We start from the raw sequence: 19,807 nt of genomic DNA, 5'->3' as shown, positions 1-19,807 counted from the left end.
GCCCGGAGATGAGGGTGCTACCCGCCTGCGAACGGCGGGAGGACATCCACGGTGTCCCCGTCCTCGAGCGTCCGCTCGGAATCCTTCGCCGCGATCTCGTTGACGAGGAACGAGCAGCGGCGGAGCACGTCGCCGAGCTCGGGTGCCCCGGGCTCCGGGACGCGGACGACGGCGCTCGCGGCCTTGAGCGCGAGCGCGAGGGTCGCGCCGTCGGGCAGTTCGAGGTGTTCCGACTCGACGCCTGCGGCGGCCCGGGCCGCGGCGTAGTACCGCACGGTGATGACCACGAACGCGTCAGCCCCCGATCGCGCTCATCGTGCGGTCGGGCTGGACGAAGTCCGCGGCGCCGAGGCCCGTGTGGTCCATGCCGTGGGCGCGCGGCTTGAGCCACATCGCGTCCTGCCAGCGCGAGGCGATCTCGGCGTCGCTCGCGCCCGAGCGCAGCAGCTCGCGCAGATCCACTTCCTCGTGGGAGAAGAGGCAGCTCATGACCTTGCCCTCGGCCGTGAGGCGGGTCCGCTTGCAGTCCGCGCAGAACGGTTCGGTGACGGAGGCGATGATGCCGACGGTGCCCAGGATCTCGTCGGTGTCCTGGCGCCGCACCTCGAAGCGCTCGGCGGGGGCGCCGTCGCGCGCCCTCGGGTCGGGGGAGAGCCGGAAGCGTTCGCCGAGGAGCTCGCGCACCTCCGCCGCCGTGACCATGCCCTCGCGAGTCCAGCCGTGGTCGGCGTCGAGCGGCATCTGCTCGATGAAGCGCAGCTCGTAGCCCCGCTCGAGGCACCACGCGAGGAGATCCGCGGCGCCGTCGTCGTTGATTCCCCGCATGAGCACGGAGTTGATCTTGATCGGCCCGAGGCCTGCGGCGTCGGCGGCCTCGATCCCGGCGAGCACCCGGTCGAAGAACGGCCGGCGCGTGAGCTGGGCGAACGTCTCGGGGTGCAGGGTGTCGAGCGAGATGTTGATGCGCGTGAGCCCGGCCGCCTTGAGCGGCGCGGCCTTCCGGTCGAGGCCGACTGCGTTGGTCGTGAGCGCGATCGGCAGCTCAGGGTGCGCCGCGCGCAGCGCTGCGACGATCTCGACGACATCAGCGCGCACGAGCGGTTCGCCGCCCGTGAGGCGCAGCTCCCGTACGCCCAGGCTGTCGACGCCGATTCCGACGAGGCGCACGATCTCCGCGGCCGTGAGCACGGCGTCTTTGACGAGCCACGGGAGGCCTTCGGCGGGCATGCAGTACGAGCAGCGCAGGTTGCACTTGTCGGTGAGCGAGAGCCGCAGATCGGTCGCGACCCGGCCGTAGCGGTCCCTCAGCCCTTCGAATCGGGGTCGGTTCCCCAGAACCTGCGGGATGCCGAGCTGGACAGTCATAGATCTACGGTACGCCAGCGGACCTATTCTGGACCCATGGGAGCAATTGGGCCCCGACAGGCCGAGCTCGCGCAAAGCCATCCTCTGCGCCACCTCAACTGGTGGGCATCCGCGGCGGGGGTGCTCTCCGCCGTCGCCGGCGTCCTCACGGGAGAGCTCCTCGCAGGCGTCGCGAGCCCGTCGCTGAGCCCCGTCTCGGCGGTCGCCGGCGCAGTCGTGGACTTCGCGCCGCCAGCGGCCAAAGAGTGGGCCATCCAGACCTTCGGCACGGGGGACAAGGCGTTCCTCGTGACGGCCATCGCCGTCGTCCTCGTCGCCTTGGGGGCCGCCGCAGGCCTTCTCGAGCTGCGTCGGCCCGGCTTCGGTGCGGCCCTCGCGGCCCTGATCGGCGTCGTGGGGGTTGTGGCCGTCGCGACCCGGTCGCTCGTGAGCGCGCTCGCGGTCGCGTGCGCGATCGCCGCAGGCATCGTCGCGGCCGCCATGATCCACTGGCTCGTGCGGCGCCTCCGCACTGACGCGCTCGAACCGCCCCCGGCCGACGGCGCGGCGGGATGGGGCCTGTCCCGCCGGAGGTTCGTCCGCGCACTCGCGGGGAGCGCCGCCGTCGTCGCCCTCGGAGCGGTCGTCACGGCGGTGGTGCGCGGGACGTCGCTCGCGGCCAGCGCGGCCCGCGAGGCGCTTCGCCTGCCCTCGCCCGCGTCCTCGGCGCCTCCGATCCCCCCGGACGCCGCTGTCGGCGTCGACGGGATCACGCCCCTCGTCACCCCCAACCGCGACTTCTACCGCATCGACACGGCGCTCGTCGTGCCGTCCGTCGACCCGGGCGGCTGGAAGCTGGACGTCACGGGCCTCGTCGACGAGCCCGTGTCGATCACCTGGCAGGAGCTCGTGTCGCAGCCGCTCATAGAGCGCCATGTGACGATCGCGTGCGTGTCCAACACGGTCGGGGGCAACCTCATCGGGAACGCCCGGTGGCTCGGCTGGCCGGTCCGCGAGCTCCTTGCCCGGGCGCGGCCGCGGGCCGGGGCGGACATGGTGCTTTCCCGCAGCGTCGACGGCTTCACGGCCGGGACCCCGCTCGAAATCCTCATGGACCCGAGCGTGGATGCGATGCTCGCGATCGGGATGAACGGCGAGCCCCTCCCTGCCGAGCACGGCTTCCCCGTGCGCATGATCGTGCCGGGACTGTACGGCTTCGTCTCGGCCACCAAATGGATCACCGAGCTCAAGGTCACGACGTTCGCTGCGGACAAGGCGTATTGGAGCACGCGCGGCTGGTCCGATCACGGGCCGATCAAGACTGCCTCCCGTATCGATGCCCCGCGGGACGGTGCGCGCGTCACGGCGGGGACCGTCACGCTGGGCGGGGTCGCATGGGCCCAGCACCGGGGGATCTCGCGCGTCGAGGTCAAGGTCGACAACGGCGACTGGCTGCCCGCACGGCTCGGAACCGGGATCTCGCGGGACACGTGGTACCAATGGTCGGCGACGGTTCAGCTTTCGCCGGGACGCCACGTCGCGACCGTGCGGGCGATGGACGGCACCGGCGCGCTGCAGGCGGAGCAGGTCGCGCCGCCGCCGCCGGATGGAGCCACCGGATACCACAGCATCACGATCGAGGCAGGAGCCTGATACATGGGGAGAAGCGTTTCCGCGCACCGCGCTGCGATCCGCGGACTGCTGGCGCCGCTCGCCGCCCGCGAACCCGAAGTGCGTGCGCTCGTCGACGCGCTGGGCCTTGCCCTGGCCCGTGACGTCGTAGCCCCCGTGAGCCTTCCGCCGTTCGACAACTCCCAGATGGACGGCTTCGCGGTGCGCACCGCCGATTTCCGCGATCCGGACGTCGCCACCGGCGGCGAGGGGGCGCGCGACGGCGCAGGAGGGCTCCGTGCTTTCTCGCTTGCGGCGTCGATCCCCGCCGGCGCCGTGCCCGGGCCCCTTTCCGCCGGGCAGGCCGCGCCGATCATGACGGGAGCCATGATGCCCGAGGGGGCCGACGCCGTCGTGCCCGTCGAGCACGCCGTGCCGCCGCGGTTTCCCGGGCCGTCGCCACTCGGCTCGGCAGATCCAGTCCTCCTTCCTGAGATCAAGCCAGGCACGTTCGTGCGGCTCGTCGGAAGCGATGTCGCGGAGGGCGCCGTCGTCCTCGCGGCGGGAACACGTCTCGGCCCGGCCCAGCTCGGCCTCGCGGCTGGGCTCGGCCTCACGGAGGTGAGTGTATGGCGGCCGCTGCGCGTCGCCGTCGTGAGCACGGGCGCCGAACTCGCCGAGCCCGGCGCCGTGCTGGGCCTCGGTCAGATCCACGATGCGAACGGCACGCTCCTCACCGCGGCCTTGCGCGAGGCGGGGCTCGACGCGCGGGCGACGGCGGTGCGCAGCGACGAGCCGGCCGCCCTCCGCGAAGCGCTCGACGACGCCGCGACGTGGGCCGAGCTGGTCGTGACGACCGGCGGGGTCTCGAAGGGTGCCTTCGAGGCGACGAAGCTCGCGCTCGCGGACGATCCCGTCGAGTTCGTGCACCTCGCGATGCAGCCCGGCGGGCCCCAAGGCCTCGGCACGGTCCACGGGGTGCCGTTCCTCGGGTTCCCCGGCAACCCCGTGAGCTGCTGGGTCTCGTGGGAGGTCCTTCTGCGTCCTGTCCTGGCGGAGCTGCTCGGCGCGCCGGCGCCGCGGCGCCGGATCGTCCTTCCGCTCGCCGAGCCGCTCGATTCGCCCGCCGGGAAGCTCCAGGTGCGGCGCGCGCGGGTCGACGGCGGTGCCGTCGCCCTCGTCGGCGGCCCTGGGTCGCATCTCCTCGGCGCCCTCGCCGCGTCGGACGCCCTCGTTCTGGTCCCCGAGGACGTGACCGACCTGCCCCCCGGGGCCAACGTGGAAGTATGGCTGCTGTGAACGATCCTGTGAACGACCCCCAAGCTGCCGCTCGCCTCACCCACGTGCGATCCGACGGGAGCGCGCACATGGTCGACGTGAGCGTCAAGCCCGAGACGACCCGCGAGGCCACGGCCCAGGCGGTTCTGCGCACAACCCGCGAGGTGCTCTCGCTCCTCGCCGAGGGGGGGCTGCCCAAGGGCGACGCCCTCGCCGTCGCCCGCGTCGCGGGCATCCTCGCCGCCAAGCGGACGTCCGATCTCATCCCGCTGTGCCATCCGCTCCCCATTTCCAAGGTCACGGTGGACTTCGAGCTCGAGATGGACGCCGTGCGGGTCATTGCGACCGTCAAGACCCGCGGCGTGACCGGCGTCGAGATGGAGGCGCTCACAGCGGCGAGCATCGCGGCGCTCGGCGTGTACGACATGGTCAAGGCGGTTGACCGGCAGGCCGTCATCTCGGATGTGAGGGTGCTCGCGAAGAGCGGCGGCAAGAGCGGCGACTGGGCGCTCGGCGCCGGGACAGGGGCTGGCGAGTGACGCGCCGTGCCGGCATCGTCATCGCGTCGACGCGGGCCGCGACCGGCGTGTACGAGGACCTCTCCGCGCCCGTCATCGCCGACTGGCTCGCCGAGCACGGGTTCGACGTCATCCCCGCCGCCGTCGTGCCGGACGGCCCCTCGGTCGGGGCAGCCATTCGGGCGCTCCTGGCCCTGGAGCCGTCCGTCGTCGTGACGAGCGGCGGCACGGGCCTCAGCCCAGACGACGCGACCCCCGAAGAGACCCTTCCGCTCCTCGACCGCGAGATCCCCGGGATCATGGAGGCGATCCGGAGCGCGGGCGCGGCCAAGACGCCCCTTGCCGCACTGAGCCGCGGGCACGCCGGAACCGCGGGCAAGACGTTCCTCGTGAACCTCCCAGGCTCGCCGTCCGGCGTCATGGACGGGCTCTCGGTGCTCGACCCGATCATCGCTCACCTGTGCGACCAGCTGGAGGGCAACCATGGCCACTGAGATCATCCACGCGTCCATCTCCTCCGACCCGCTCGACGAGGCTGTCGCCCGCCACGCGGTCGACGCGCCCGACGCGGGCGCCGTCGTCGCCTTCTCCGGGATCGTGCGGGACCACGACGGGGGACGAGGCGTCCTCCGCCTCTCCTACACGGCCCATCCCACCGCCGAGGCGACACTGCGCGGCGTCGTCGACGCCGTCGTCGCGGAACACCTTGAGCGCTTCGGGCCGTCGGAGCGCGCGATGCGGGTGTGGATCGCCCACCGCATCGGGGATCTGGGCGTCGGGGATGTCGCGTTCGCGTGTGCCGTCTCGTCGGCCCATCGCGGCGAGGCCTTCCGCCTGTGCTCCGACCTCGTCGACCGGGTCAAGGCCGAAGTGCCGATCTGGAAGGAGCAGTTCTTCGACGACGGCGGGAAGGAGTGGGTCGCGGCGCTCGGATAGGCTTGACCCCATGGCAGAACGACTTCCCGTGGCAGTGCTGGGCGCGAACGGACGCATGGGTTCCGAGGCTGTGAAGGCCGTCACGGCGGCGCCGGACATGGAGCTCGTCGCAGCACTGGGCCGGAGCGATTCGCTCGAATCGATCGTCGACGCCGGAGCCCGCTACGTTGTGGACCTCACCGTCCCGGATTCGACCGAGGCGAACGTCCGCTTCGCCGTCGAACACGGCCTCCACGCCGTCGTCGGCACGACAGGCTGGACGGCCGAGCGCCTCGAATCGCTCCGGAGCCTGCTCGCTGGGAATCCCGGCGTCGGTGTGCTCATTGCGCCGAACTTTGCGCTCGGGTCGGTGCTCGCAAGCGCCTTCGCGGCGAAGGCCGCGCGCTATTTCGAGTCCGTCGAGATCATCGAGCTCCACCACCCGGACAAGGTCGACGCCCCGTCCGGCACGGCTGTGCGCACCGCACAGCTCGTCGCGGCGTCGCGCGCTGGGGCCGGCGTCGCGCCGTCGCCCGATGCGACCCAGACAGCGCTCGACGGCGCACGGGGCGCCGACGTCGACGGCGTGCGCGTCCACTCAGTGCGGCTCCGCGGACTCGTCGCCCATCAGGAGGTCCTCCTCGGCGGCCCGGGAGAGCAGCTCACGATCCGCCACGACTCCTTCGACCGTGCCTCCTTCATGCCGGGGGTCCTCCTCGGCCTGCGATCCGTTGCCGCGCATCCCGGGCTGACTGTCGGCCTCGACGGCTATCTCGATTTGGGGCTGTGACCGGATGGAATGGCTCAAGGCGCATCGCACCAAGCTGTGGGTCGGGGGAGTCGCCCTCCTGCTCGTGTTCTACCTCGTGCTGACCTTCAATCGGGCGATTCTCCTGCTTGCCGACCCGCAGCCCATCGCCAAGGCGATTGGCGCTGGGTACCTCGTGCTGCCGATCATCGGAGCGTGGGCGCTCGCACGGGAGATCATGTTCGGAGCGGGCCTTGAGCGGCTGGGCCGCGAGCTCGACGCCGAGGGAGGTCTCCCCGAGGACAACCTTCCCAGGACGCCCGGTGGGCGCATTGTCCGTGCGGCCGCCGACGCCGAGTTTCCCGCCTTCCAAGCCGGTGTCGAAGCTGCGCCGAGCGACTGGCGCTCGTGGTATCGCCTCGGCCTCGCCTACGACGCCTCCGGGGATCGCAAGCGCGCCCGCGCCGCGATGCGGCGCGCGATAGCCCTGCACCGAACCAGCGTCTGACTCGAGGCATCCACCCGGGTTGCTAGACTGCCGGAAGACCCAACGATCCGCACCGATCTTGGGCACTGTCGCATATTCGCACCGGTGGTTGTTTTTTGGGGGGAATCAATGGCGCTGCGCCGTGTTCTGTTGTCTTTGCTGCCTGTCGGGCTTCTCGTCCTCGTGTTCACGCTCGCGGGATGCAGTGGGCCGACGGGCGCCGCGGAGCCCTCCTCGGAACCGTCGTCCGGAGGCCCCAGCGGCGAGGCAGCCGCTTCGCCCGATTCGCGCCCGACCCCCGCAAGTTCGAGGGGCCCCGCCCGCAACGTGCCCAGGCCCGTCCTGCCCGAGGCCGCGAAGCAGAACACCAAGGAGGGCTTCGAGGCGTTCACGCAGTACTGGTTCGACACGGTGACGTATGGTCTCGAGAACAATGACCCCAATGTCATCAAGAACGTCTCGAGGTCGGATTGCAAAGTTTGCAACGCATATTTTTCAGACGCTTTGGACTCTGCCACGGGCGGGGGCTGGTATGAGGGACCCCGATGGCGTGTGACTGGATTCCTGAGTGATATGTCGCGAGATCCCTTGAAGCAAGCTCTGGGGCAGTTTCTTCTCGAAGAGTCTGCGTCTTCGAGGTTCGACGCGCAGGGAAGCATTCTCAAGTCGAGGAAGGGCGGCAATGACAATCGCCTCAAGGAGATTTACGCCATCTACGAGGATGGTCGCTGGCTCGCATCGCAGTTAGGCCAAGCATGAAGCCCGGGCTGCGCAAGCTTGGGCTCATGATCTCCTGTCTGCTGATTCTCGTTGGAAACGCACTCCCTGTACGGGCCGCAGATGTCGATACCTCCTTCAACGACAAGGCTGTCGTCGCCAATGGGTCCCAGGTCGGGCGCGTTAAGGTTGACTTCCCACCGTCGCCAGAGCGCGGCGTTGATCCCTACACCTATTCGTACGGCCATGTGTGTTTGTCGGAGTCCGGAGGGCTTTGGAGACTCGCGGTCGTGTGAGGCCGCTGCGGCCGCGTGCCGGGAGAAGCCGGGTGGGATGCTGGTGAGCTGGTACCGGCAGCTGCCGGGTTCGGAGCCGGAGCGCCTCAAAGGGGCCTGCCTGTATCCGGGGGAGGCCCCTGAGCGTCCCGGCGGTGGGACTGTCGTCGCTGTGACGGAGCGGGAGTTGCGGGCGTTGCCGATTGCGGCGTCGGCGGTGGGGTCGCAGCCGGGGCGGCACACGCTCAAGGGCGCGGAGACGAACGTGTACGCGGTCCCGGCGGGGGATTCGGCCGAGGGGGTGCAGTCCTTCGACACGGCGGTGCTGGGGCGCAAGGTCAGGGTGCGGGTGCGCCCGGTGGAGCATCGCTTCGACTACGGCGACGGCACGGCCCTGGTGTCCGCGGCCCCGGGCGGGCCGATCGCGGAGGCGCGGTGGGGCGAGAAGACCGTCACGTCCCACGCGTTCGCCCAGACGGGGGACTTGACGGTGAGCCTCACGACCGTGTTCTCTGGCGAGTTCTCGGTCGAGGGCGGGCCCTGGCAGGCGATCGCAGGCACCGCCGCCGTCCCGAGTCAACCCCGGGTGCTGAGCGTGTGGCGCTCCGAGGTCAAGCTCTACGCCGAGAACTGCCTCCAGAACCCCCACCGCGAAGGCTGCTGAGCGCCCCCCGCTGTGCCGGTCGGGTGGGCGGCCCTTATTCTGTCGGTGCCCGTCGATAGGCTGGATCCATCATCAGGGGGGTGATGGACAATGGCAGGCACCGCATCCGACGACGCCGCCGGTGCGCCGGTTCCGGTGGTCGCGTTCGACGGCGGCCAGGGCTCCGTCGTGGACGGCCTGCTCCGCATCCCGTCCCCTGAATGCCTCGGCGCATCAGAAGCGCTCGAACTGCTGGGCGCGCTCGATCGGCTGATGGCATGGGGAAGCGCGATCAGGATGAGGGCGATGGCCCGGTTCGCCGAGGCGATGGCGGACGAGCCCCTTTTCCGTCGGGCCCGCCAGCCTTCGCGCCTCGGCGGAAATGAGGCCCGCGCTCTGGCCGTGGTCGAGGTCGCTACGGCGACCGCGGTCTCCGAGCACGCCGCAGCGCGGCAGCTGAACGACGCCGAGGACCTGTGCACGTCCCAGCGCTCGGTGCTGGCCGCGCTCGAAGCCGGGGAATTCTCCGAGGCTCATGTCCGCGTGATCCTCGACGCCGCTCGAACTGTCCCGGCCGAGGACGCCCCGCACTTCGCCCGGGCCGCACTCGTGCGCGCTGTGACCCGGGGAGGGCGCCGCCGCACCCCCGGGGAGTTGCGCATCCTTCTGCGCCGCATGCGCGAGCGGGTTCACCCCGAGTCCATCGTGGTACGCAAGAAGGCTGCCCTCAGCGGACGCGGGGTGTGGTTCGCCCCAGACGCCGACGGCATGTGCACCCTCGAAGCCCGCCTGCCCGCCGAGGCTGGCCTGGCCATCTACAACGGCCTCGACACCGCCGCCCGCGCCGCCCGCGTCCACGGCGCGACCGAGACCCTCGACCAACTCCGCGCCGACTCCCTCGCCGCACAGCTCCTCGACGACGGAACCCGCTCAACCACCGCGTTCCGGCCCGAGATCGTCGTGACGATCCCCGTTCACACACTGCTCGGCGGCACCGACCACGCAGCGTCCGCCACTGGCCAGAGCCCCGGGCGGTTCGCCGCAGAGCTGGCCGGCTACGGACCGATCGACACCTCGACCGCCCGTCAGCTCGCGGCCTTGGCCGAGAACTGGCAGCGGCTCTACATCGATGCCGCCACCGGACACGCCCTCGGCGTCGGCCGCACCGCCTACAGACCGCCCAAAGCACTGCGCCGCTACCTCGCCCACCGCGACGGCACCTGCCGCTTCCCCTCGTGCACGCGCCCCGCCCACCGCTGCGAGCCCGACCACACCACAGAATGGCAGGACGGCGGAACGACCGACCCGCACAACCTCGCCCTCCTATGCCCCAGGCACCATGCCCTCAAATCCATCGGCGCCTGGACGTACACGAACTCGGATCACGGCAGCCTCCATTGGCGCTCCCCGCTAGGCCGCGCTCACCGCACTGAACCCACGCAGCACTCCACACCCGCCCAATCCCTGGCGGCCACACCGAAAAGTGTTCAGCGACTCACCGAGGATGACCGGCCTCCGCCCTTTTGACGCCGCCCCGACCAATCCCGCCCCCACGCCCGGGCGGCCGGGATCTCTGACCTATGAGACCGAGCCGGTATGCGCCGTGCGTGGCCCATTCGAGTGGGCCGCGCCAGCCGTTCGCGCGGAAGAGTAGGCCGACGGCGAGCGCGGCCACGATGTGGACGGCGAGCAGTCCCTCGCGTGAGAGCTGCGGGGGATTCCCGGCCTCCGACCACGCGACGGCGCAGACGTGCGCGGTGTAGAGCGTGAGCGTCATCGCACCGGTGCCTGCGAGCGGGAGAAGGATCCGCGTCTTCTCGAGCGGGCGAATTCGGGCGACGAGCAGGAATGCGCCGAGAGCCGCGGCAGACGTTCCGCACGTGTGGAGAAGATCGAGGGTCGTCCCGGAGTGCGGCGCCGCGGTGGCCAGCCACCACACGGAACCGGTCTGGTCGACTCCCGTGAGGTTCGCTGTGAGCATCGCATCGAGCGGCCATTGCTTCGCCTGAGGCGTCGCAAGAAGGGCCGCGTGGCCTCCCAGCTGGGTCATGAGCGCCCACTCGGCTCCCTTGGCCAGAAGGGCCGTCGCGGCGCCGCCCACGAGGAGGGCCACGGCCGTTCCAGCCCGCCGCAGGGGGAGTCTGCCGATCCAGAGGCCCGCGAGGATGTACCCGAACCATTCGAGGACCGGATATGCCCCGGTCACGAAGACGTCCGCGAGGAGCTTTGGCGGCTCCATCAGATCGGTCCAGGCCGGGCTGTGTCCGAGGCGGAGGGGCTCGGGCGCGTCGAGCAGCCACGGCCGCACCTCGAAGGTCGCGAGCGGTGCGATGAGCAGCCACGCGGCCGTGAGAAGCCCAAGCGCCTTTTGCCCGAGCCCCAGCGCGGGAATGACGCACCAGAACAGCACGGCGTACTGGACGAGGATGACGGCGATGTTCACCTGGAGGGCACCAAGGGAGAGGCCGACGACGGCGATGGCCCCCGCGCGAAGGGCCAAGCCGGGACGGTTGGCCGCTGCAGGAACGCGGCCCAGCGAGAGCGAAACGCCGGCCAGCACCGCGAAGAGCGCCGCCGCACGCCCGGAGAGCACGAGTCCGACCCAGGTGGGGGTGATCTGTCCGCCCAGGGTCGGGTCTGCGGCGAGGGTCGGCAGGAGATGCGTGGACATCATGGCCAGAAGCGCGGCCCCGCGGGCGAGGTCCACTCCCGCCAGGCGCTGATGGGACCCCGCAATCGTCTGCCGGGGGGAGCGCCGGCGTCGGGAAGTCAGCGCGGCCATGGAGCCATGCTCTCACGCCGTGCCATGCCCTCACGCCGCGGGAGAAGGGAGACCTTGCGAGTCGAATATATGTTCGATTATGCTCGGGGCATGGACGCTCCACAGCACTCGGGGCCGCCAATGGTCTGGTCCGCCGACCCGCACCTGTCCCACGGGTCGGCGGGCCCGGATCCCGAGGCGTGGAGCCCTGAGCGCTCGTCAATCCGATCAGTTCCGGCGGGCGAGCTCGCCCGCCGCCTCGGCGAGGTTGACCTCTCGGTCCTCAGGCCGGCTGAGCTGGTCCAGTTCTCCCTCGCTGCCGCGCATCTTGCCCAGTGGGCCGAAGCCCTCCGTGTCTCCGCGGTCTCGCGGCTTGCCCGGCTCGCGGACGGCCAGTGAGGTTCTCCGCGATGCCCTAGGATTGCGGCATGACTGCTGAGCTCACCGTCGCAGCCGTGCAGTACGAGTCGAAGCAAGGCGGCATCGCCGCCAATCTCGACGGCCACGTCCGCGCCCTTGAGGATGCGGACGGGCACGGCGCCCGTCTCGCGGTCTTCCCTGAGCTTTCCCTCATCGGCTACGACCTCGCGCGTCTCGACGACGAAGCCTGCTGGCTGACCAACCCGTCTGCCGAGCTCGCCGAAATCCAGGCGGCGTGCGAGGACATGGGGATCATCGCCGTCGTCGGTGCAGCTCTGCGCGAACCCGATGGGACTCCGCGACTTGCTTCGGTGCTCATGCGCCCGGGAACCGTGCCGCTCATCGCATCCAAGACACATGTCCATGGTGACGAAAAGCACTATTTCGAGCCCGGAGCCGGCCCCACCCACGCCGACATCGACGGCTGGAACGTGGCGCTCGCCGTGTGCTTCGACGTGGCCCAGCCGGACCACGCGGCCCAGGCGGCGTCGTCGGGCGCGGACCTCTATGCGGCGTCGGCCGTCTATGTCGTCGGCGAGGAACGCCGGCTCGATCTGCATTTCGGGGCGCGTGCCATGGACAGCCGCTTCTTCGCGCTCCTCGCGAACGCCGCGGGGGAGTCGTCGCTGGGGCCATCGTGCGGCCAGAGCGGAGTCTGGGGGCCCGACGGCCATCTCATGGCGCACGCGCAGGGCACGGGTCCCGAGGTCGTCTCGGCCCTCTTGTTCCGCTCGGCGCTCGAACGCTACCGACGCTGAGGGGTCTTGCACGGGTCCCCGCGTTCTCCATGACCTGCGCCGACAAGGTAACGTTTTGACCATGGCTGACTCTGACATCCGGACGAACACCTTTGGCACACTTCTGACCGCCATGGTCACGCCGTTCACGAAGGACGGCGACGTCGACTACGACGCGGCGGGTCACCTGGCAGCCAAGCTGGTCGACGACGGATGCGACGGCCTGGTCGTGACTGGCACGACGGGCGAGACCTCGACCCTCACCGACGAAGAGAACCTCGGCATGTTCAAAGTGGTGCTTGAGGCCGTCGGCGGTCGCGCCAAGATCATTGCCGGCACCGGAACGAACGATACCCGCCATTCGGTGAACCTGTCCCGGCGTGCGGCGGAGCTCGGCGTCGACGGCCTCCTCATCGTGACGCCGTACTACAACAAGCCGAGCCAGGCGGGGGTCCAGGCCCACTTCGAGACCGTCGCCTCGTCGACGGACCTCCCCGTCATGCTCTACGACATCCCCGGGCGCTCAGGCATCCCGATCGCGACCGAGACCATCATCCGCCTCGCCGAGCATCCGAACATCAAGGGCCTCAAGGACGCGAAGGCCGATTTCGGCGCCATCACGCGCGTGCTCGCCAAGACCGATCTCGCGGTCTACTCGGGCGACGACGGCCTCACGCTGCCGTGGATGGCCGCGGGCGCGCTCGGCGTCGTGAGCGTCACGGCCCACGTCGTCACCAAGCAGTTCCGGGCCCTCGTGGATGCGGGCCTCGCCGGCGACTTCGCCGCCGCCCGCAAGATCCACTTCGAGCTCGACCCCGTGATCCGCGGCATCATGACCCGCGTTCAGGGCGCCGTAGCGGCCAAGCAAGTTCTCACCTGGCAGGGAGTCCTGCCCAGCTCTACCGTCCGTCTGCCGCTCGTAGAGCCCAGCGACGCGGAGCTTGCCCTCATCCGAGCCGATCTGGCAGAAGCCGGAATGGATTTTGCCTGACGGCCGGTGCCTAGCTGAAGGCCTGTGCCTAGAAAGAAGAACAAATGACCCAACTTGCCCTCCCGGTCCTCACGACGCCGCCGAAGCTGCCGCGAGGCACGCTCCGGATTGTGCCCCTCGGGGGACTGGGCGAGGTCGGCCGCAACATGGCCGTCTTCGAGATCGAAGGCAAGCTCCTCATCGTCGACTGCGGAGTCCTCTTCCCCGAGGAGAACCAGCCCGGCGTGGATCTTATCCTCCCTGATTTCTCCTACATCGAAGACCGTATGCAGGACGTCGTGGCCTGCGTGCTGACGCATGGCCACGAGGATCACATCGGCGCCGTGCCGTACCTCCTCCGGCACCGCCGCGACATCCCGCTTGTGGGCTCCCAGCTCACGCTCGCCCTCGTCGAAGCGAAGCTCGCCGAGCACCGCATCACGCCCGTCCTGCGGGTGGTCGAGGAGGGCCAGGTCCTCGACTTCGGTCCCTTCCAGACCGAGTTCGTCGCCGTGAACCACTCGATCCCCGACGCACTCGCGGTGTTCATCCGCACCGCCGGGGGGACGGTTCTCCACACGGGCGACTTCAAGATGGACCAGCTTCCGCTCGACGGCCGCATCACGGACCTGCGCCACTTCGCCCGCCTCGGCGAGGAGGGCGTGGACCTTCTCATGGCGGACTCGACGAACGCGGACGTCCCCGGATTCACGACGGCGGAGAAGGAGATCGGCCCCGTCCTCGACCGGCTGTTCGGCCAGGCCCGCAAGCGGATCATCGTGGCGAGCTTCTCGTCGCACGTCCACCGCGTGCAGCAAGTGCTCGACGCCGCACATCACCATGGCCGCAAGGTCGCCTTCGTGGGGCGCTCGATGGTGCGGAACATGACGATCGCGTCGAAGCTCGGATACCTCGACGTCCCGCCCGGCATCCTCGTCGACATCAAGAACATCGACGACTACCCGGACCACCAGCTCGTGCTCATGTCCACGGGGTCGCAGGGCGAGCCCATGGCGGCGCTCTCCCGCATGGCGAACGGGGACCATCGCGTCCAGGTCGGCCCGGGGGATACCGTGATCCTCGCGTCCTCGCTCATCCCCGGCAACGAGAACGCGGTCTTCCGCGTCATCAACGGCCTCCTCAAGCTCGGCGCGAACGTCGTGCACAAGGGCAACGCGAAGGTGCACGTCTCGGGCCACGCCGCTGCCGGCGAGCTCCTGTACTGCTACAACATCCTCGAACCGCTCAACGCGATGCCGGTGCACGGCGAGACCCGGCATCTGATCGCGAACGGCAATCTCGCGCTTGAGACGGGCATGGAGCCGGACAGCGTCATCCTCGCGGACAACGGCACCGTGGTGGACCTCGCGAACGGCCGCGCCACGATCGTGGGCCAGGTGGAGGTGGGCTTCGTGTACGTCGACGGCAGCAGCGTCGGCGCGATCACGGACGCCGACCTCAAGGATCGCCGGATCCTCGGCGACGAGGGCTTCATCTCGGTCATCACGGTCGTGAACCGCTCGACCGGCAAGGTCGTCTCCGGGCCCGAGATCCACGCGCGCGGCGTCGCCGAGGATGATGCCGTGTTCGACGACATCATCCCGAAGGTCAACGAAGCGCTCGAAGAGGCGATTCTCGCGAAGCCGGACCACACTGCGTACCAGCTTCAGCAGGTCGTGCGTCGTGTCATCGGCACGTGGGTGAGCCGCAAGCTGCGCCGTCGCCCGATGATCATCCCGGTGGTGCTCGAGGCCTGACGCCCCTGCTCAAGTCGTTCGAGGCCGGCGAACCGTGGCTATCCCGCGGTTCGCCGGCCTCTCGCGTTACGGTAGGGATTATGGCGACCCGTACCTCCTCCGCGCCACGATCTACGTCCAGCCGGTCCGCTCAGGCCAAAGGCCCGGGCCCCGCGTCGAAGCGACCCTCAGGCCGCTCGGCCGCCGTGACGAGCCACGATTCGGGCCAGCCGTGGCTCGCGCGGGTCGTCGGCGGGGCGTGGCAGGCCGTCGCCCACACGGTGGGTGCCGGCGTGCGGAGGATCGGCACGGACGTGAGCGACGTCGACCCCGACCTTCGCCGCGACGGCGCGGGCCTCTTCAATCTGGCCCTCGCGGTGTTCATCGCGACGTTCGCGTGGTGGGGCTGGCACGGCTGGCTCCCGGATGTCGTCTACGCGGTCGTGAACGGGACGTTCGGCTGGGTCTCGCTCGTGCTCCCGCTCATGCTGTTCGTCTGCGCGGTGCGGCTCTTCCGCCATCCCGAGGACCAGCGCGGGAACAACCGGATCGGCATCGGCTTCCTCGTCATGACCTTCTCGGCGACTGGCCTCGCCCACGTCCTGGGTGGCCTTCCGTCGGTCGCGCAGGGCTTCGACGGCCTTCGCCGTGCGGGCGGGATGCTGGGCTTCCTCGCGTCCTCCCTCCTCGCCTCGATCCACCCTGCCGTGCCGGCGGCGATCTATTCGTTCCTCGTTGTGGTCTCCGTGCTCATCGTCACAGCGACCCCGTTCACCGCGATCCCGCGGCGCCTGCGCGCGGCGTGGGACCAGCTCGTCGGCGTTGACCTGCCGCGGGAGGACGGAGACGGGCACGACCGCAGCTACCTCTACGACTCCGAGCGGCGCGCCGCGGAAGCCGCGAAGCAGCCGAAGGGCGAGAAGAAGGCGAAGAAGAAGCGCGGGCTGTTCGGGCGCGGCGAGGACGACGACGCGCCAGCCCCCGAGGGCTTCGCGGGAGACGAGCCGTACGAGCAGGCGGTCATCGGCAGCGCGGAGCCTGCCGGCTCCGCATCGGGCGACGCCTCCTCGGCGGGCCTTGCCCCGAACGGCGGGCGCTCCCAGGCCGAGGCGGCGATCGAGAAGATCCGTGCCGCGCGTGCGGGCAAGGGCCCAGAGGCAGCCACCGAGGCGATCCCCACAGTCGGTATTCCCGATGCAGCGTCCGACGGCGCAGCGTCGCCTGCCGCCGCGAGCGTCCCCTCCGCGCCGCGCCCGCCCATGGCCCCGCCGCCGCCCATTCCGCAGCGCACGGAGCAGCTCCAGCTTGCGGGCGACGTCACGTACACGCTCCCGTCCTCCGAGCTCCTCGTCCAGGGGACGGTGCCGAAGGAGCGCACCGAGGCGAACGACGCGATCGTCGCGGCTCTCACGAACACCCTCCAGCAGTTCAATGTCGACGCCGAAGTCACCGGTTTCAGCAGAGGGCCGACGGTCACGCGGTACGAGATCGAGCTTGCCTCGGGTACGAAGGTCGAGAAGGTCACCGCGCTCAGCAAGAACATCGCGTACGCGGTCGCGAGCTCCGACGTTCGGATCCTGAGCCCGATCCCGGGCAAGAGCGCGATCGGCATCGAGATCCCGAACACGGACCGCGAGACGGTCTCGCTCGGCGACGTGCTGCGCAGCCAGAACGCGCGGCGCACCGACCACCCCATGGTCATGGGCGTCGGCAAGGACGTCGAGGGCGGCTTCGTCGTCGCGAACCTCGCCAAAATGCCGCACATGCTCGTGGCCGGCGCGACCGGCGCGGGCAAGTCCTCGTTCGTGAACTCGATGATCACGTCGATCCTCATGCGGTCGACGCCAGACGAGGTCCGCATGGTCATGGTCGACCCGAAGCGCGTCGAGCTCACGGCGTACGAGGGCGTGCCGCACCTCATCACGCCCATCATCACGAATCCGAAGAAGGCTGCCGAGGCCCTCCAATGGGTTGTGCGCGAGATGGACGCCCGGTACGACGACCTCGCGAACTACGGCTTCAAGCACATCGACGACTTCAACAAGGCCGCCAAGGCCGGGAAGGTCGTCCCGCCTCCCGGATCCGAGCGGAAGATCAAGCCGTACCCGTACCTTCTGGTCATCGTCGACGAGCTCGCGGACCTCATGATGGTGGCGCCGCGCGACGTGGAAGACTCGATCGTGCGCATCACGCAGCTCGCGCGGGCCGCCGGCATCCACCTGGTCCTCGCGACGCAGCGGCCGTCGGTCGACGTCGTGACCGGCCTCATCAAGGCCAACGTGCCCTCCCGCATGGCGTTCGCGACGTCCTCGGTGACCGACTCGCGCGTCGTGCTCGACCAGCCCGGTGCCGAGAAGCTCATCGGCCAGGGCGACGCGCTCTTCCTGCCGATGGGAGCGTCCAAGCCCATGCGCGTGCAGGGCGCGTGGGTCTCCGAGTCGGAGATCCACCAGGTCGTCGAGCACGTCAAGGGCCAGCTCCAGGTGACGTATCGCGACGACGTTGCCGCGGAACCGGAGAAGAAGCAGATCGACGAGGAGATCGGTGACGATCTCGAAGTCCTGCTCCAGGCGACCGAGCTCGTCGTGACGACGCAGTTCGGTTCGACGTCGATGCTCCAGCGCAAGCTGCGCGTCGGCTTCGCGAAGGCCGGCCGCCTCATGGACCTGCTTGAGAGCCGCGGCGTCGTGGGGCCCTCGGAAGGCTCGAAGGCGCGCGACGTCCTCGTCAAGCCGGACGACCTGCCCGCCGTCCTGGCCGCGCTCCGTGGCGAGGACTCGCCGTCGTCCGCCGCTCCGCGCAACCCGGTCGACCAGGCGCTGGCCGACAATGCGAATGCGAACCACCAGCTCGGCGAGCACGCGATCGACTCGCCCTACGCCGAGGACCTCGTCGCGAAGGATCTCGACTCGCGTCCGGCGGCGGTCGACTACTACGACGATGACGACGACGGCGGGGAGGACGCCTGGCAGCTCACCGGCCGCTAGGCTTGGACGATGACTAGCACGGGGCCGTCCCAGCTCTGGAACTTGCCCAACGTCCTGACGATGTTCCGCATGGTCCTCGTCCCAGTGTTCGTCTGGTTCATGGTGGCGGACGGCTCCCATCAGGGGCCGCTGCGCTGGCTCGCGCTGCTCGCGTTCGCGGTCGCGATGTACACCGATCAGCTCGACGGGCAGATCGCCCGCCGCCGCAACCTCATCACCAACTTCGGCAAGATCGCCGATCCGATCGCGGACAAGCTCTTGACCGGCGCGGCGCTCATCCTGCTGTCGGCACTCGGCGAGCTCCCATGGTGGATGACGATTGTCATCCTCGTGCGCGAGTGGGGCATCACGGCGCTGCGCTTCGTCGTCATCCGCTACGGGGTGATGCCCGCCTCGCCGGGCGGCAAGCTCAAGACTGTCCTCCAGACGATTGCGCTCTTCCTCTACCTCCTGCCACTCCGGGACGTGGTCCCGGCGCTCCAGCCGGTGGCCTTCGTCATCATGCTCGCGGCGACCGCCGTCACAGTGGCGACGGGCGTCGACTACGTCGTGAAGGCCGTGCGGCTCCGCTCGGCATCCCTCCGAGGCGAATAGGGCTGCGCGTGTACCGGAGTGCGAGCAGAGTGACAGCCCAGGACGTCGTCGCCGCCTACATCTCGCGCGGGCTGACGGTCGCAACGGCGGAATCGCTCACGGCGGGCCTCGTCGCGGCGACCCTCGCGGACGTTCCGGGCGCCTCGGCCATGCTGCGCGGGGGCGTCGTGAGCTATGCCAACGGCGTGAAGTCGGGCCTGCTGGGCGTGTCGACGGCGCTGCTCGCCGAAGCGGGATCGGTCGACGCGCGGGTCGCTCAGGAGATGGCGGTGGGTGCACGGTCGGCGTGCGGGGCCGACTACGCCGTCTCGACCACAGGCGTCGCGGGGCCGGAGGCCCACGACGGAAAACCCGTCGGAACCGTCTTCGTGGGGGTGGCGGGGCCGGACGCGACGCATGCCCTCGAGTACCGCTTCGCAGGGTCTCGCGCCGAGATCAGAGAAGCCGCACGGGACGCCGCCCTCGCCGCGCTGCTCGAGGCAGTTAGCTGAGAGCCAGCTGTGAGTTTGGCTCGGAGCGCTGCCCGCGGGGGAACAAAGAATTGTGGATGGGAGTTGTTGTTAGTGTCGCCGTGACAGGCGGCACCACTAGGATGGGTCACACGGAAGCCCGGGAAGCCGGACTCCAACCACAAGGAGCGCACTGATTCACATGGTCAAGCAGCCCGTAACCGTCAATGGCGTAGTCCGCTGGCGCGATGTGGGCTTGGCTGAAAACGCCCCTGAAGAGAAGAAGGAGCGCAAGATGGTTGTTCTGCGTCATGAGATTGGTGACGTCTTGCGTGACGTCCGCCAGCGCCAGGGCCGTACGCTCCGTGAAGTCTCGCACAACGCACGGGTTTCCCTCGGCTATCTGAGCGAAGTCGAGCGAGGCCAGAAGGAAGCTTCGTCCGAGCTGCTTTCCTCGATCTGCGGTGCCCTCGACGTCCCTCTCTCCGCGATGCTTCGCGAAGTGAGCGATCGGGTGGCCGTCGCGGAGGGGATCGCGGTGCCTGACACGGTTCCGCAGGAGTTCTCGCAGCGCTATGGCCGGGACCTCTCGGCCGAGCTCATGAGCTGAGGCGCGT

The 19,807-nt window shown here is 69.7% G+C and carries 21 protein-coding genes; 18 read left to right on the top strand and 3 right to left on the bottom strand.

Features of this window, described 5'->3' with window-relative positions:
- Positions 1-17: 17 nt before the first annotated feature.
- Both SPF06_RS07540 and moaA read right to left on the bottom strand, forming a co-directional pair.
- Positions 18-287 carry a MoaD/ThiS family protein gene (locus SPF06_RS07540; RefSeq protein ID WP_323278411.1) on the bottom strand — a complete coding sequence of 90 codons (270 nt, stop codon included), beginning with the start codon at positions 285-287 and terminating at the stop codon, positions 18-20.
- Positions 288-294: 7 nt separating this feature from the next.
- On the bottom strand, positions 295-1,365 hold the full coding sequence (gene moaA, locus SPF06_RS07535) for a GTP 3',8-cyclase MoaA (protein WP_323278410.1): 1,071 nt from the start codon (positions 1,363-1,365) through the stop codon (positions 295-297).
- A gap of 36 nt (positions 1,366-1,401) precedes the next feature.
- Between moaA and SPF06_RS07530 the strand changes: the two genes are divergently transcribed.
- From SPF06_RS07530 to SPF06_RS07485, 10 genes are all read left to right on the top strand, one after another.
- On the top strand, positions 1,402-2,997 hold the full coding sequence (locus SPF06_RS07530) for a molybdopterin-dependent oxidoreductase (RefSeq protein WP_323278409.1): 1,596 nt from the start codon (positions 1,402-1,404) through the stop codon (positions 2,995-2,997).
- 3 nt (positions 2,998-3,000) lie between these two features.
- Positions 3,001-4,254, top strand: a complete 1,254-nt coding sequence (locus SPF06_RS07525) for a molybdopterin molybdotransferase MoeA (protein WP_323278408.1) — start codon at positions 3,001-3,003, stop codon at positions 4,252-4,254.
- Entirely contained in the window at positions 4,242-4,772 is a 531-nt protein-coding gene (moaC, locus tag SPF06_RS07520) for a cyclic pyranopterin monophosphate synthase MoaC (protein ID WP_323278407.1), read from the top strand. Before SPF06_RS07525 ends, moaC begins: the two co-directional genes overlap by 13 nt.
- Positions 4,769-5,245: a MogA/MoaB family molybdenum cofactor biosynthesis protein gene (locus SPF06_RS07515; RefSeq protein ID WP_323278406.1), complete on the top strand. Its 477-nt coding sequence runs from the start codon at positions 4,769-4,771 to the stop codon at positions 5,243-5,245. Before moaC ends, SPF06_RS07515 begins: the two co-directional genes overlap by 4 nt.
- Positions 5,235-5,687, top strand: a complete 453-nt coding sequence (locus SPF06_RS07510; protein WP_323278405.1) for a molybdenum cofactor biosynthesis protein MoaE — start codon at positions 5,235-5,237, stop codon at positions 5,685-5,687. Before SPF06_RS07515 ends, SPF06_RS07510 begins: the two co-directional genes overlap by 11 nt.
- 10 nt (positions 5,688-5,697) lie before the next feature.
- Positions 5,698-6,456, top strand: a complete 759-nt coding sequence (gene dapB / locus SPF06_RS07505; RefSeq protein ID WP_323278404.1) for a 4-hydroxy-tetrahydrodipicolinate reductase — start codon at positions 5,698-5,700, stop codon at positions 6,454-6,456.
- A gap of 4 nt (positions 6,457-6,460) precedes the next feature.
- A complete protein-coding gene (locus SPF06_RS07500) occupies positions 6,461-6,922 on the top strand; it encodes a tetratricopeptide repeat protein (protein WP_323278403.1) in 462 nt (153 codons plus the stop codon).
- Positions 6,923-7,030: 108 nt separating this feature from the next.
- A complete protein-coding gene (locus tag SPF06_RS07495) occupies positions 7,031-7,660 on the top strand; it encodes a DUF6318 family protein (RefSeq protein WP_323278402.1) in 630 nt (209 codons plus the stop codon).
- A gap of 297 nt (positions 7,661-7,957) precedes the next feature.
- Positions 7,958-8,557, top strand: a complete 600-nt coding sequence (locus SPF06_RS07490; protein ID WP_323278401.1) for a hypothetical protein — start codon at positions 7,958-7,960, stop codon at positions 8,555-8,557.
- A 90-nt stretch (positions 8,558-8,647) separates the two neighbouring features.
- Entirely contained in the window at positions 8,648-10,063 is a 1,416-nt protein-coding gene (locus SPF06_RS07485) for an HNH endonuclease signature motif containing protein (protein ID WP_323278400.1), read from the top strand.
- Here SPF06_RS07485 and SPF06_RS07480 read toward each other — a convergent pair.
- Positions 10,032-11,318 (bottom strand): heparan-alpha-glucosaminide N-acetyltransferase domain-containing protein, encoded by a 1,287-nt coding sequence (locus tag SPF06_RS07480; RefSeq protein WP_323278399.1) that lies wholly within the window; start codon positions 11,316-11,318, stop codon positions 10,032-10,034. The two genes, SPF06_RS07485 and SPF06_RS07480, sit on opposite strands and share 32 nt — an antisense overlap.
- A gap of 90 nt (positions 11,319-11,408) precedes the next feature.
- Between SPF06_RS07480 and SPF06_RS07475 the strand changes: the two genes are divergently transcribed.
- From SPF06_RS07475 to SPF06_RS07440, 8 genes are all read left to right on the top strand, one after another.
- Positions 11,409-11,696: a hypothetical protein gene (locus tag SPF06_RS07475; RefSeq protein ID WP_323278398.1), complete on the top strand. Its 288-nt coding sequence runs from the start codon at positions 11,409-11,411 to the stop codon at positions 11,694-11,696.
- A 29-nt stretch (positions 11,697-11,725) separates the two neighbouring features.
- The gene (locus tag SPF06_RS07470; protein WP_323278397.1) at positions 11,726-12,475 is read left to right on the top strand and encodes a carbon-nitrogen hydrolase family protein; all 750 of its coding nucleotides are present in this window, start codon (positions 11,726-11,728) and stop codon (positions 12,473-12,475) included.
- A 61-nt stretch (positions 12,476-12,536) separates the two neighbouring features.
- Positions 12,537-13,445, top strand: a complete 909-nt coding sequence (gene dapA / locus SPF06_RS07465) for a 4-hydroxy-tetrahydrodipicolinate synthase (RefSeq protein ID WP_323278396.1) — start codon at positions 12,537-12,539, stop codon at positions 13,443-13,445.
- A gap of 44 nt (positions 13,446-13,489) precedes the next feature.
- On the top strand, positions 13,490-15,181 hold the full coding sequence (locus SPF06_RS07460; protein WP_323278395.1) for a ribonuclease J: 1,692 nt from the start codon (positions 13,490-13,492) through the stop codon (positions 15,179-15,181).
- A gap of 80 nt (positions 15,182-15,261) precedes the next feature.
- Positions 15,262-18,147 (top strand): FtsK/SpoIIIE family DNA translocase, encoded by a 2,886-nt coding sequence (locus SPF06_RS07455; protein ID WP_323278394.1) that lies wholly within the window; start codon positions 15,262-15,264, stop codon positions 18,145-18,147.
- 9 nt (positions 18,148-18,156) lie between these two features.
- The gene (gene pgsA, locus SPF06_RS07450) at positions 18,157-18,741 is read left to right on the top strand and encodes a CDP-diacylglycerol--glycerol-3-phosphate 3-phosphatidyltransferase (RefSeq protein WP_323278393.1); all 585 of its coding nucleotides are present in this window, start codon (positions 18,157-18,159) and stop codon (positions 18,739-18,741) included.
- 29 nt (positions 18,742-18,770) lie between these two features.
- Positions 18,771-19,232, top strand: a complete 462-nt coding sequence (locus SPF06_RS07445) for a CinA family protein (RefSeq protein WP_323278392.1) — start codon at positions 18,771-18,773, stop codon at positions 19,230-19,232.
- Between the two features lie 160 nt (positions 19,233-19,392).
- Positions 19,393-19,800 (top strand): helix-turn-helix domain-containing protein, encoded by a 408-nt coding sequence (locus SPF06_RS07440; protein WP_323278391.1) that lies wholly within the window; start codon positions 19,393-19,395, stop codon positions 19,798-19,800.
- Positions 19,801-19,807: the final 7 nt, after the last annotated feature.

Origin of the sequence: Sinomonas terricola (genome assembly GCF_034931225.1) — a bacterium.
GTDB lineage: Bacteria > Actinomycetota > Actinomycetes > Actinomycetales > Micrococcaceae > Sinomonas > Sinomonas terricola.
Note: the sequence above shows the minus strand (reverse complement) of the source record. Positions and strands in the feature narration are given on the sequence as shown.

Excerpts from the sequence above, each read along its gene's own strand:
- dapB (WP_323278404.1), top strand. The coding sequence starts at position 5,698 with ATGGCAGAACGACTTCCCGTGGCAGTGCTGGGCGCGAACGGACGCATG.
- moaC (WP_323278407.1), top strand. The coding sequence starts at position 4,242 with ATGGCTGCTGTGAACGATCCTGTGAACGACCCCCAAGCTGCCGCTCGC.
- SPF06_RS07480 (WP_323278399.1), bottom strand. The coding sequence starts at position 11,318 with ATGGCCGCGCTGACTTCCCGACGCCGGCGCTCCCCCCGGCAGACGATT.
- SPF06_RS07500 (WP_323278403.1), top strand. The coding sequence starts at position 6,461 with ATGGAATGGCTCAAGGCGCATCGCACCAAGCTGTGGGTCGGGGGAGTC.
- SPF06_RS07495 (WP_323278402.1), top strand. The coding sequence starts at position 7,031 with ATGGCGCTGCGCCGTGTTCTGTTGTCTTTGCTGCCTGTCGGGCTTCTC.
- SPF06_RS07475 (WP_323278398.1), top strand. The coding sequence starts at position 11,409 with ATGGACGCTCCACAGCACTCGGGGCCGCCAATGGTCTGGTCCGCCGAC.
- SPF06_RS07460 (WP_323278395.1), top strand. The coding sequence starts at position 13,490 with ATGACCCAACTTGCCCTCCCGGTCCTCACGACGCCGCCGAAGCTGCCG.
- SPF06_RS07525 (WP_323278408.1), top strand. The coding sequence starts at position 3,001 with ATGGGGAGAAGCGTTTCCGCGCACCGCGCTGCGATCCGCGGACTGCTG.
- SPF06_RS07485 (WP_323278400.1), top strand. The coding sequence starts at position 8,648 with ATGGCAGGCACCGCATCCGACGACGCCGCCGGTGCGCCGGTTCCGGTG.
- SPF06_RS07440 (WP_323278391.1), top strand. The coding sequence starts at position 19,393 with ATGGTCAAGCAGCCCGTAACCGTCAATGGCGTAGTCCGCTGGCGCGAT.
- pgsA (WP_323278393.1), top strand. The coding sequence starts at position 18,157 with ATGACTAGCACGGGGCCGTCCCAGCTCTGGAACTTGCCCAACGTCCTG.
- SPF06_RS07530 (WP_323278409.1), top strand. The coding sequence starts at position 1,402 with ATGGGAGCAATTGGGCCCCGACAGGCCGAGCTCGCGCAAAGCCATCCT.
- SPF06_RS07455 (WP_323278394.1), top strand. The coding sequence starts at position 15,262 with ATGGCGACCCGTACCTCCTCCGCGCCACGATCTACGTCCAGCCGGTCC.
- dapA (WP_323278396.1), top strand. The coding sequence starts at position 12,537 with ATGGCTGACTCTGACATCCGGACGAACACCTTTGGCACACTTCTGACC.
- SPF06_RS07510 (WP_323278405.1), top strand. The coding sequence starts at position 5,235 with ATGGCCACTGAGATCATCCACGCGTCCATCTCCTCCGACCCGCTCGAC.
- SPF06_RS07470 (WP_323278397.1), top strand. The coding sequence starts at position 11,726 with ATGACTGCTGAGCTCACCGTCGCAGCCGTGCAGTACGAGTCGAAGCAA.
- moaA (WP_323278410.1), bottom strand. The coding sequence starts at position 1,365 with ATGACTGTCCAGCTCGGCATCCCGCAGGTTCTGGGGAACCGACCCCGA.